Annotated in this window: 10 protein-coding genes; 4 read left to right on the top strand and 6 right to left on the bottom strand. The window is 69.9% G+C overall.

Features of this window, described 5'->3' with window-relative positions; all coding sequences use genetic code 11:
* Positions 1-4 precede the first annotated feature (4 nt).
* Positions 5-886, bottom strand: a complete 882-nt coding sequence (locus tag ACIBVN_RS03965) for a terpene synthase family protein (RefSeq protein ID WP_349451458.1) — start codon at positions 884-886, stop codon at positions 5-7.
* A gap of 200 nt (positions 887-1086) precedes the next feature.
* On the bottom strand, positions 1087-1482 hold the full coding sequence (locus tag ACIBVN_RS03960; RefSeq protein WP_397132411.1) for an ankyrin repeat domain-containing protein: 396 nt from the start codon (positions 1480-1482) through the stop codon (positions 1087-1089).
* 111 nt (positions 1483-1593) lie between these two features.
* Here ACIBVN_RS03960 and ACIBVN_RS03955 point away from each other — a divergent pair, with 111 nt between their 5' ends.
* Both ACIBVN_RS03955 and ACIBVN_RS03950 read left to right on the top strand, forming a co-directional pair.
* Positions 1594-2493, top strand: a complete 900-nt coding sequence (locus ACIBVN_RS03955; protein WP_397132409.1) for a proteasome assembly chaperone family protein — start codon at positions 1594-1596, stop codon at positions 2491-2493.
* A gap of 29 nt (positions 2494-2522) precedes the next feature.
* Positions 2523-3563, top strand: coding sequence for a Gfo/Idh/MocA family oxidoreductase (locus ACIBVN_RS03950; protein ID WP_397132407.1), 1041 nt, complete (start codon positions 2523-2525; stop codon positions 3561-3563).
* Between the two features lie 13 nt (positions 3564-3576).
* Here the strand turns inward: ACIBVN_RS03950 and ACIBVN_RS03945 are convergent, their stop codons facing one another.
* Positions 3577-4359, bottom strand: coding sequence for a tyrosine-protein phosphatase (locus ACIBVN_RS03945; RefSeq protein WP_397132405.1), 783 nt, complete (start codon positions 4357-4359; stop codon positions 3577-3579).
* 73 nt (positions 4360-4432) lie between these two features.
* Between ACIBVN_RS03945 and ACIBVN_RS03940 the strand changes: the two genes are divergently transcribed.
* The gene (locus ACIBVN_RS03940) at positions 4433-5305 is read left to right on the top strand and encodes a hypothetical protein (protein WP_397132403.1); all 873 of its coding nucleotides are present in this window, start codon (positions 4433-4435) and stop codon (positions 5303-5305) included.
* Positions 5306-5308: 3 nt separating this feature from the next.
* Here ACIBVN_RS03940 and ACIBVN_RS03935 read toward each other — a convergent pair whose 3' ends face one another.
* Both ACIBVN_RS03935 and ACIBVN_RS03930 read right to left on the bottom strand, forming a co-directional pair.
* Complete coding sequence (locus tag ACIBVN_RS03935) at positions 5309-7789, bottom strand: ATP-binding protein (protein WP_397132401.1); 2481 nt, start codon at positions 7787-7789, stop codon at positions 5309-5311.
* A 117-nt stretch (positions 7790-7906) separates the two neighbouring features.
* Positions 7907-10006, bottom strand: coding sequence for a M6 family metalloprotease domain-containing protein (locus ACIBVN_RS03930; RefSeq protein ID WP_397132399.1), 2100 nt, complete (start codon positions 10004-10006; stop codon positions 7907-7909).
* 162 nt (positions 10007-10168) lie between these two features.
* On the opposite strand from ACIBVN_RS03930, the gene ACIBVN_RS03925 reads away from it, so the two are divergent.
* Entirely contained in the window at positions 10169-11263 is a 1095-nt protein-coding gene (locus ACIBVN_RS03925; RefSeq protein WP_397132397.1) for an amidohydrolase family protein, read from the top strand.
* Positions 11264-11362: 99 nt separating this feature from the next.
* On the opposite strand, the gene ACIBVN_RS03920 is transcribed toward ACIBVN_RS03925, so the two are convergent.
* Positions 11363-11782: a MarR family winged helix-turn-helix transcriptional regulator gene (locus ACIBVN_RS03920; RefSeq protein WP_397132395.1), complete on the bottom strand. Its 420-nt coding sequence runs from the start codon at positions 11780-11782 to the stop codon at positions 11363-11365.
* Positions 11783-11930: the final 148 nt, after the last annotated feature.

Below are 11930 nucleotides of genomic sequence, written 5' to 3'. Positions count from 1 at the left end.
ACTTTCAGACGGCCTCCGGCCAGCAGGTGTCGTCTGGCCAGGCGTGCACGAAGCGTGCGCTGCCGAAGGAGAACTCGATGTGGCCGCGGACCCAGTGTTCGAGACCGCGTACGTAGTTGAGCACCGGCGGCGGAGCCCACCTCTCCACCGCCGCGCGCCGGTCGACGAACGCGGCGATCGCCTCGTCGTGCATCCGGGCGACCTCGAGCAGCGCGGCCTGCAGGGAGAGCGACTTGTGGGTCGCCAGCACAGTCACGAGGTTGTGCCGGGCCTTGTCGGTGCGGCGCTCCTTGGCGTACGAGAGCAGGTCGTTGTCCCAGCCGACGAGGTCGCACGCCAGATCGGAGAGCGTGCGCACGTCGGGGTGGTACCAGTCCCCGGTCTCGATCCGGTAGCCGCCGCCGATGTCGATGAGCGCGAAGCAGGTGTAGGTGGCGCCGGTGGTGCGGCGCATCAGCAGATAATCCTCAGGGGTCGGGATCAGGTCGGCCTCGCGGTTGGCCGCCTCCCAGATCTGGGCGAACAGGTACTCCTTCACCGCGCTCCGCCACCGGTCCAGCTGTTCGGGGGTGGCTATCGCGGAGATGCGGTCCAGGAGCTGCTTGAGTGCGAGGCCGAACGCGTCGCCGGGCTCTGGTTCCCTGTTGCCGTCGAGGCTCTCCAGAAGGGACGGCAGCGCGCGGGCGACCGCGGCGGCGCGATGCCCCATGAGCTCGCTCTCGCAGAACCCGTCGTCGAAGGCCCAGAGCCAGAAGTACCAGTCGGTGATCAGCCGGAGACTGTCGCGCGGCACGGTGGGGTTGGTCCGTGCGGGGAGTAGGCCGAGTTCCGAGCGACTGAAGTGCTCGATGGAGTCGGCGCCGGGGAGCATGTTTGAGGCGGCCACCCATGCCTGGCTCTCCGCAGTGACCTCCGCTGCATGGGCGTTGATCTCATTGGGGAACGGGCATGGCAGCGGAGGGATGTGGAGTGGTCGCCTACTGAAGGGATGCGCAGAATTAACCACATCCTCAGCATGACTACAGACTGCCCGTAAGGCCACACTCGACAACTTCTACGCCTTAAAAGCTTATTTCACATTATGAATCACGATGCCGTGAACCATTGGATAAACTGGTCATTCGCGAACATTCGCGCTGTGTCCAAAGCCGACGGCGTGCCCGCGTCAGGGTCGGCGCCCCCGCCCAGCAACGCTCTGACCACTGCGGATTCCTTCTTGAAGACCGCGCCCGCGAGCGGCGTCTGCCCGCGGTCGTTGACCCGATTGGGATCGGCGCCGCATGTGACAAGCATGCGTACAGTCTCGGCGTGACCGTAATAAGCCGCCGGCATCAGCAAAGTGTCACCTTTGCTGATGGCCAGGTTGACCGGCACCCCCGCCTCGACATGAGCGCGCAGCGTCTCGGTGTCGCCCGCCCTGGCCAGGTCGAACATCCTGGGCGCGGACTCTCCGAGTTCCGGGTCCCGGTCCATGCGTCCCATTGTGCCTCGATAGGGTGCCGTGCACGGAATCGTTCCCGCCCCTCTGACGCGGAATCGTTCCGACCCGCCGTAGGTTCTGGAGAAGAGTACCTAGGGAAAGGCTGTCCAACTGTGTTCGACCCGAAGGATCTCTACAAGCTCGCAGACGACGCGCCCGAGCTACCCGATCCGGTGTTGCTGTACCACTTCGACGGTTTTGTCGACGCGGGGAGCGCCGGGCGTCTCGCGCTGGGCCATGTGCTGGCCGAGCTGGAGCACCGGGTCGTGGCGACGTTCGACGTGGACCGACTGCTCGACTACCGGTCCCGCCGGCCCATCATGACCTTCGACACCGACCGGTGGGTCGAGTGCGAGAGCCCGGAGCTGGCCGTTTACGTCGCGAAGGACTCCACGGGGACGGAGTTCCTGGTGATGAACGGGCCCGAGCCCGACCGGGAGTGGGAGCTGTTCACCAAGGCTGTGTCGGACCTGGTGGCGCGGTTGCGCGTGAGCAAGCTGGTGACGCTGCACGGCATCCCCATGGCGGTCCCGCACACCCGGCCGCTCGGCATCACGATGCACGCCAGCCGGCCCGAGCTGATCAACTCCCAGACGAGCGCCTTCGGGCGCGTCCAGGTGCCGGGGAGCGTGGCGGCGCTGCTGGAGCTGCGGCTGGGGGCGCAGGGGCACGACGCGCTGGGATACGCGATCCACGTGCCGCACTACCTGTCGCAGGCCGAATACCCGACCGCCGCCGTGACCGGCCTTGAGGCGGTGACCAGGGGGACGGGCCTGGTGTTCCCGATGGACTCGCTGCGCGACGCGGCCCGCCGTACGACGACGGAGATCGAGGAGCAGATCACCGCCTCCACGGAGCTGTCCACGGCGATCAAGGGGCTGGAGCAGCAGTACGACGCGTTCGCGGCGGGCTCCGAGCGCGAGAACCTCATGGCCGAGACCACCCCGATGCCCACGGGCGACGAGCTCGCCGCCCAGTTCGAGCGCTTCCTCGCCGAGCGCGACGAGGACTGAACCCCGGCCAGGCTGGATAGCCTGAGGAAATGAGCGAACTCCGGGTCGGGCTGGTCGGCTATGGCACCGCCGGGGCGTACTTCCACGCCCCTCTCATCCACGCCACCCCAGGCCTGTCCCTGGCCGCCGTCGTGACCAGGAACCCCTCCAGGCAGGCCGAGGTGGCCGAGAAGTACGGTGCGGCCCCCGTGTCCGACGTGCAGGAGCTGTGGGACCGGTGCGATCTCGTCGTGGTCGCCTCCCCCAACAGGACGCATGTGGCCACGGCCGTCTCCGCGCTCACCCACGGCCTGCCCGTCGTCGTGGACAAGCCTCTGGCCAGGACCGCCGAGGAGGGCCGCGAGCTGGTGCGGCTGGCCAAGGAGCGCGGGCTCATGCTGACCGTGTTCCAGAACCGGCGGTGGGACGGCGACTTCCGCACCGTACGGAAGCTGGTCGAGGAGGGGCGGCTGGGTGAGGTGCTGCGGTTCGAGTCGAGGTTCGAGCGGTGGCGGCCGGTGCCCAAGGGCGGCTGGCGGGAGACCGGAGGCGTGGCGGAGATCGGCGGGCTGCTCTACGACCTGGGCAGCCACCTCGTCGACCAGGCCCTGCAGCTGCTCGGGCCCGCCCGGGAGGTCTACTGCGAGAGCGACGTGCGGCGTGCGGGAGTGGCCTCCGACGACGACACGTTCATCGCGCTGACGCACTCGGGTGGGGCTCGGTCCCACCTGTGGATGAGCTCGGTGGCCGCCTTCCGCGGGCCCCGGTTCCGGGTGCTCGGGTCGTCGACCGGGTTCGTGAAGTACGGGATGGACCTGCAGGAGGAGCGGCTGCGGGCGGGGATGTCGCCCGGCTCACCCGAGTTCGGGGAGGATGACGAGGGGAGCTGGGGCCTGCTCGGCACGGAGGACGCCCACCGCGCCGTGCAGACCGAGCCGGGGGCGTACCTGGACTTCTACCGCGGCGTGGTGGCGGCGCTGCGCGACGGCGCGCCGCCACCCGTGGACCCGGAGAGCGTGATCGACACACTGACCGTCATCGAGGCCGCCCACCTCTCGGCCACCCAGCGCATGGTCGCCCACCTGACCTGACGCCGGGCACCGGTCAGTCGCGCAGGCGGGCGCGCAACGCGGCCGTGTCGGCCTCGGTCCAGCCGTGCCGGGTCAGCCACCCCATCGGCCCGCCGAACCGGTCGTCGAGCACCCCGAGGAACTGCTCGATGTACCGCGCCCGAGGCATGTGGTCGTCGGCCGGCCGCGAGTCCAGGTCGCCCCGGTACGTCTCACTCCCCCGCAACCGCTTGAGGATCAGCTCCAGCCGCTCCCCCGTGGCCGCGTAGTCCTCGACGATCGCCTCCCGGGTCGCCCCGGCGACCTCCAGTGCCAGCGCCGACAGCACCCCGGTGCGGTCCTTGCCGGCCGCGCAGTGCACCAGCGCCGCCCCGTCGTCCAGCGACATCGCGCGCAGCGCCGCGACCACGGCGTCCGGACGGTCGCGCAGGTAGCCGAAGTAGAAGCCGGTCACCCGCAGTTCCTCGTCCAGAGCGCGCTCGGCCCAGGGCAGCACCCGGTCGCCGTCGATGGTGTCGGCCTCGACGTCGGTGTGCGTGCCACCCTCCGCGAACAACGTCAGATGGTGATGCCGCACCTCGGGCACATGGGTGAGCGGCCCAGGGCCCTCCAGTGAGACCTCGGCGTTCGAGCGGAGGTCCACGACGTGCCGTAGGTTCAGCTCGTTCACCAGCAGCGTCACGTCGGCGGGCGTGAGGCCCTGCAGATTGTCGGCGCGGAAGATCCGCCCGCGGACGGTGCGGCCGCCGTCGCGAGTGGGCAATCCGCCCAGGTCACGCGCGTTGACCGCGCCTTCCAGGTCTATCCACCTCGTCATCTCATCCATTATTGCGACCCTATATGTCCGCCAAATATGAGCAGATTCGAGGTTCATAACGCAGCATGAACGTATGGATCCACGAGCTTTGCCTCCACGGCTGGTGATCGATCCATCGCTGCCCCCGGAGACCTCGGTCGAGCTGCGCTCGAGCCCGCACATCCTCCGCAAGGCTCGATCGGGTGCGCGCATGGACACCACGAAGAACCCCGCCACGCTCTTCCTGCTCCCCGGCTTCCTGGTGATGCTCGCCGTGGTGACCGGCATGGAGGAACTGATGGTCGCAGGCGTGGGAGTCGGCTTGATCGTCCTGATCCGATGGATGGCGCTGGACAGCTCATATCGCTCGACCAGGCGGAAACTGCGCCTCGCCCGCGAGTACGCCAACTACTACATCCTTCCGGAAGACCTGGACTACCCCTGCCAGATGCTGCTGCGCAGGGCTCAGAACGCGGTCGACGCGATCATGGCCTCCCGCGTCCACAGGGACGGCCTGATCGACAGCATCGACAACCAGGTGTCGCTGCCCGAGGAGGTCTGGCAGATCGCCCAGCGGCTGCGGCGGCTGTCGTCCATGCATGCCGAGCACGGCAGGCTCATCCCCCGCGAGCTGCCGACCGGCCTTGAGGACGCGTTCAAGCCCTACTCCAACGCGCTGGACGCCGCCTGGACGTCGCTGTCGCGGCGCGTACGCCACCTGGAGAAGTACGCCAAGCAGGTGATCAAGGCGGACCGGGTCTACCACGCGCACCGGCGGCTCGAGGCGCTGGCCGCCAAGACCCCCGAATACCAGCAGCTGATCGCCGACACCGTGCGGGACGAGCTGGGCCGCCAGCACATCAGGGAGCTGTCCGACCAGGCGACGCACGTGCGCAAGCTGTTCGAGGAGAGCATCCTGCAGGCGAGGCAGGCGGCGGGCGAGTTGCTCAGGACTCCCCTCACCTGAGGGTCAGGGCGCGGCACGCCTGAGGAGCTCCAGGGTCCGGCGCATGCCGGCCTCGTTGCCGAGGCTGCGGTAGATCTCCCTGGCCTGTTCCAGCGGCTCCACCGCGGCCCCGCGTCCCCCTGCGTCGAGGTGCGCCTCTCCGAGGTAACGCAGGCTCCTGGCCATCCACCACCGGTCCTCGAGCTCCTCGAACCCCTGCACGGCCCGCCGCAGCTCCTGCTCCGACTCCTCGATCCGGTCCAGCCTGGCCAGCGCCCGCCCGGCCGACACGGCGGTCCTGGCCACCCCCCACGAGTCGCCCAGCGCCGCCAGGATCCGCTCGGCCCGCCGCACGTACTCCAGCTCGCGCAGCCCGTTGTCCGGGTCGCCCACCTCGCCGGCGGCACGAAGGCAGCGGGCCTCCTCCCACAGCTCGCCGCGCTGCCTGAACATCTCGGCGGCCCGGTCGAGGCTGAACCCGGCCCTGGTGAACAGGTTGACGGCCAGCCGGTGGTCGCCCGCCCGGTGCTCGGCGCGCGCCTGCGCGGCCAGCACCTCGCCGTAGACGCGCAGCGTCTGGGCCTCCGAGTAGCGGTTGCCCTCCCGCTTGAAGATCTCCAGGGCGTCCTCAAGCAGCTCCCTGGCCTCGTCGGGACGGCGTTCCGCCATGCGCATCTCGGCCAGGTTGCGCTGGGTGCGGGCCATCCACCACAGGTCGTCGTCGCCCTTGAACGCGGTGATGGCCCCGATGAGGTAGCCCTGCGCCCGGTCCAGGTGGCCGTCGCTGAACAGCGTCATCCCGATCGTGCGCATGGCCCTGGCCGCCCACCACGACTCCCCCAGCTCGGTGAACGTCTCCAGGGCCCGTTCCGCCTCCCCCAGCGCCCGCTCCCGCAGGCCCAGGCCTCCGTGCACGGAGGCGCTGTCGAGCAGCGCGATGGCCAGCGCGCGCCGGTCGCCGGTCTGCGCGGCGGCCTCGCAGCCGATCTCCGCCACGGCCACCCAGTCGGACCAGTACGCGCGCAGCGAGTGGCACAACGAGCAGAACGCCCTGGCCAGCCCCCACGTCAGCTCCCACAGCTGGAGCTGGCGGGCCAGATGGATCATGGCGATCAGCGACAGCCGCTCGGCGTTGAGCCAGTCGGCGGCGCGCACCTCCCCGTCGGGGCTGGAGCGGCGGCCACCCCGGCTCCAGTCCTGCGGCCAGCGGTTCTGGGCGGCATCCTCGGCGCGGCGGCGGTAGCCGTGGAGCACGCGCTCGATGGCGGCCCTGCGCCGCGCCGCCTCGTCCTGCTCGACCAGTTCCGCGGCGAACACCCTGACCAGGTCGTGCAGGCGGTAACGCATCGCGCCGGTCTGGTCGGTGCCCGAGCACTCGGCGAGCTGGGCGTCGATGAGGGCCTCGAGCTGGTCGGCGCCGTCGAGCCCGGAGATGTCGAGCAGCTCGCCGGCCACCCAGCCGGGCACGTCGGGCGCGGTGAGCGCGCTGAGCAGGCGCAGCAGGCGGCGCTGCATCCCCGTGCAGTCGTCGTAGCTCAGCTGTACGGAGGCGCGCACGCTCTTGTCGACCGTCGGGGCCACTTCGAGCTGGTCGAGGCGGCGGCGGGTGTCGGCCAGACGGCCGGCCATCTCGCGCATGGTCCACTGCTCGCGGGTGGCCAGCCGGGCGCCGCAGATGTTGATCGCCAGCGGCAGGTAGTCGCACATCCGCACGACCTCCCTGGCGGCGTCGAGGTCATCGACGACCCTGGCGCCGCCGGCCAGCCGGGCCAGCAGCTCCACGCCGTGCGCCTCGCTGAAGACGCCGAGCCGCGTGTCATGGGTGCCGTTCAGGAACAGCGGCGCGCGTGAGGTGACCAGCACCGCGCAGCCGGGCTCGGCCGGGATCAGCGGCTTGATCTGATCGGCGTCGTGGGCGTTGTCCAGGCCGATGAGGATCCTGCGGCCCTTCGTCCAGGTCAGCCAGAGTTTGCGTAACTCGTCCAGGCCGCCGGGGTCGGTGGTGAGGCGCACGTCCAGCGCGCGCAGGAACCCGATCAGCACCTCGTCGGGGCGTACCGGGGAGTCGACCCCGCCGCGCAGGTCGGCGTAGAGCCTGCCGTCGGGGAACCAGCCGGCCACCTCCTGCCCGAACCTGGTCATCAGCGCCGACTTGCCGACGCCGCCCCGGCCGTACACCGAGACCACGAGCGGCGGCGACAGGTCGGAGGACTTCCTGCGCTCGGCGAAGACCTCGCGTAACTCGGCCAGCGCCTCCGCACGACCGGTGAAGTGCTCGGGGACGGGCGGCCACTGGTCGGGCGAGAGCGGGGCGGGTTCGGGGAGCGCGCGGCGTTTGGGCCCGCGCGGCTCGGTGGTGGCCCAGGTGGTCAGCCCCACGAGCGCGGCCGCCGCCCCGGTCACCGCGATCTTGGCCGCGGGCGGGAGCTCCCAGTCCACGGACGCCGTCAGCACGCTCGCCGCGGCAGCCGCCAGACCGGCGGAGACCGGCGCGGCCCAAGGCACCCTTCTACGTCGTGGTCTCGGTTTGTCCGGCAACTCGCCTGTCAACGAACACCCCCTTGGGGGTGATTCAAACCGATGGGGTACGGCTTGCGCCAGCCGTACCCCATCGTTCATCCACTAGCCGATCACATGACAGGTGGCCGTCGCCGTCTTGGTGGGGTCGCTCTCCGAGATGGCGGTGAGCTTGACCGTGGCCAGCCGGTCACCGTCGGACTCGCGCACGGCGTTCACGGTGACCAGGTCCTGCTTGCCGAAGTCGACGGAGGCCAGCGCGTTCGGGAGCTGGGCGGTCCAGCCCTTGCCCTGGACCTCGGCCTTGAGGCGGTAGACGTCGGAGTTCAGGTAGGCGCTGACGTCCTCCGGGTGCTGGCCCTGTGCCGCAGCCTGCCTGCCCGTGTTGAACAGCGGGAACTTGCAGGTGGAGATGCTCTTGGCGGTCGGCAGGCCGGCCGTCGGGAGCACCTTGACGCCGCGCTTCTGCGGGCCCGCGCCGTCGAGCGAGCGGATGGCGACCGTGTAGGACAGGTGGCCGTCGCGGTCGCGCTTGATGTCGGTGATGTAGAAGTGCAGGCGGTTGGCCTGGTCGACGTACTCGTACTCGCTGCCGGAGTCGGTGCCGGCGTGGAAGAGCGCGTCGGAGAGCTGGCGGTAGTCGCCGATCGTGATCGGCACCTTGGTCCCGTCCGGCATGACGTAGTCGGTCATGTTGATGTCCTGCGGGTTGGCGTCGATCACCCACTCGAACGGAGGCCGGTCCTGGTTCTTGGTCTTGGCCAGCAGGACACCGGAGTCAGGGGTGAACGAGTCGGTGCCCATGCGGTCGACGACCTCGACCGTGTAGTTCTCGTAGCCGCCGCCGTCGCAGAACGGGTCGGCCTTGTCACACGAGCTCTTGTCGCCATCGGTGTCGAAGGAGATGTTGATCCCGGACAGCTCGTTCTTGCCCGGCTGGGCCACGCGGGCCAGGACCTTGGCCGTCACCAGGCCCGACTCGTCGAGCGCCGCGCGCGACAGGCGTAAGACGTTCTGCTCGTCCACCATCTCCAGCTTGATCTTGTTGCGGAGCATGTGCTGGGCGCCCATGGACGCGCCGCCCGTGGGCGGGATCAGCCAGCGGGAGTGCGGGCCGCCCGGGCCGTTGAAGCTGCCGCGGCTGAGCATCTCCCAGATGCCGGTGTACGCCCGCTTGGGCGGCACGGCGTACGGGTTGTTGTAGTTGTCGGCGATGCCCATGATGTGGCTCAGCTCGTGGGCGTAGACGGCCATGCCGGAGCTCTCGGCCTGCACCGAGTCGACGCCGAAGCGGGCGTTCGGCCAGAAGTTGGAGCCGGCCTGCCACGACGTCCAGTCGACGTAGCGGGTGGCCGCCCAGTTGGGCAGCGCCGGGTCCGGCGGGCCCCACTCGTCCGGCACGTCCTCCTTGGTCGGGAACTTCATCATCCCGAACTCCTGCCAGGTGGACGACTCGTCCTGACCGGCGCTCAGGTAGAAGACGAAGTCGAACTGCTTGGCCGCCTCCTCGCCGACGGCGGCGATCCAGGCGGCGTTGCCCTCGGTACGCAGGTTCTTGTTGCAGCTGTCGCCCGACGGGCAGCCGGTGCCCGCCTGGAACTCCATCGCGTACTCGTGGTCCTTGCCCGACAGCGTGTAGGGCCCGAACCCGGTCAGCTCCACCCCGTACCTGCCGCCCGAGTCCTCCATCCAGTACTCGTGGATGGTGTGACCCTTGTTGAGGGCGTTCGGGGTGTTGAGGAAGTCCTGGTAGAACTTGGCCACCTGGTCGCGCGGGACGTCGTGGGCCTCGGCGCTCGGGTTCGAGTAGATCGTCGAGCCCTTGGGCTGCGTGACCACGAATGGCTGGTTCGGGTAGTCGAGCAGCACGAGCGCGCCCTTGAACGTGCGCTTCGACCCCTTGACGGCGGGGTCGTTCCACTTGGTGCCGGGCGGCTGCTTGTAGTCCGCCCACGTCATGTTGTCGGGATTTTCCCAGTTCTGCGGGTCGATCGGCTTGATGCCGCCGGGCGGGCGGGTGCGCAGGGCCTGGGCGTCGGCGGGTGCGTCGCGCTGCCAGGGCTGCGTTTGCGGCCAGTGGTTCTGCCGCCATGGATGCTCAGGGTCGGTGGGGGGTGCTGCGGAAGCAGGGGTTGCCATCAGGCTCACCGGGAGCAGCACGATGGCCGCCAGCAATCCCTTCAGCAGCTTCTTCGGGGCTATCACGGATTGACGGTATAGACGTTATAGACAGAGATCAACGATCAGTTGTACGGAAATGATCGACGTGTAGCGATTTATCAGGACAATTGCCGAAATCGTGCCGTTTGCGCACCTGCCCCGGGTCACGTTTAATGCCCTGAAGGGAAGACCCCGACGGGAGATCACATGCCGTCTGCGATGCGTGCCGGTCCAGCTCTGGGCAGGCGCGCGCCCGCGCCCGTCGTGGTCCATTCCGCCCCGCTGGTGCTGCCCGTTTGCACCGATCCCATCCGTGACGGTGCGGTGGCGGTCAGGGGCGACCGGGTGGTCAAGGTGGACACGCGGGCTTCGGTGCTCTCGTCGTTTCCCGGCGCCGCCGAGGTGCGGTGGACCGGGATGATCGTGGCCGGGCTGGTGGACGCCTGCGCCGCCGTCCCCGCCGCCGGCCCCGGGGTGACCGCCCGAGCCGGCGTGATGTCCGACCTGGCCGATCCGCCCGGGGTTCTCGGCATCTCGTACGTAGAGGTGACCAGCCGGAGCGAGGAGGAGTGGGAGGCGCACGGGCGGGACGCGGTGATCACGGCGCTTCGCGAGGTCGAGCGGCCGTGCGCGGTGGGGGTCGCGGCGCACACGCGGGATCCCCAGGTGCTGGAGGACGTGGCGGTGCTGGCCAGGACGTTCGGGCTGCGGCTGCTGGTGGACCTGGACCGGCACTCGCCCGCGGCACTGGACGAGGCGGGGGCGCTGGGGCCGCTGTGCCACGTCGCCTGCGCCCGGCCCCTGGACCCCGGGGAACGCAAGCTGTTGCGGCTGCGCAATACCGTGGTGGCCGTCTGCCCGTCGCCCGCCCCTGACGTGCTGGCGCTGCTCGACGAGGGCAACCCCGTCGCCCTCGCCACCGGCCCGCCCCTGGGCGGCACCGCCCCTGACACCGCGAACGGCGTCACCGGGCCTGCGGGGTCAGCCGACGGCGGCGCGGGGCGCGCTGCGCCTGCCGGCGTGCTCGCTGTCGCCGGGGCCATCCGGCGGAACGCTCGTGAGCTCGGACTGCGTAGCCGAGGGCTGGACGGCAAGCTGGTGAGGGCGGCGACGCTGGGCGGGGCTCGTGCGCTGGGGATGGATCGGGGCGATGGGCGGATCGGGTCGCTGGCTCCCGGCACCCGGGCCGACTTCGCCGTATTCGACGCCCGTGGCCGCTACCCGTACGCGGCGCTCCTGTCCCAGCCGCCCTGGCTCGGCACGGTCGTCGGCGGCGCGCTGATCACCCCTCCCGCCGCCTGAACACCCGCCCCCACGACAGCACGCCACCCCTGCACCCACCCATGACGTCGCATCGGCCCGGCGCCCCAAGGAACCCGCCACGGAAGGCACGCGCGCGGGCTAGCCGAATTGCTCCTCCACCAGGCTCAGCAAGTCTCGCAGCTGGTCGCGCTGCTCCTCCGTCAGCACGGCGAAGAGTTCCTGGCCCGCCTCCCTGCGGGCGTGGCGGGCGCGGTCGGCGAGGCGGCGGCCCTCCGGGGTGATCAGCACCAGCGTGGAGCGGCGGCTGGCGGGATCGACCTCACGGCGCACCAGCCCCGCCGACTCCAGGGCGTCCACCACCGGCGTGAGCGAGCGGGGCACGATCCGCAGCTCGTCGGCCAGTCGCACCATGCGCAGCGGCTGCGCGGCGTCGGCGAGCACGCGGAGGGCGCGCGCCTGCCCGGGGTTGAGCCCGATCGGCTCCAGCCGACGCACGTATCCGTGCCGCAACCGCCGCCCGACCAGATGCAAGAGCTCGGCGAGCTCCTTTTCTGCCATGTCCTAAGTTTAGCCGGAACAAATATGAGTTAGCCTCTGTTTGAGTGGACATCTGAAAGACATCCCAGGAGTTTTAATGTCAAGCCGTGGCACTCTGGACGTGATGCGACCAAGCGGTCGCTTCGTCGTAGAGCGTGCCGGTTTTGAG

Origin of the sequence: Nonomuraea sp. NPDC049400 (assembly GCF_044466425.1) — a bacterium.
Lineage (GTDB): Bacteria > Actinomycetota > Actinomycetes > Streptosporangiales > Streptosporangiaceae > Nonomuraea.
Note: the sequence above shows the minus strand (reverse complement) of the source record. Positions and strands in the feature narration are given on the sequence as shown.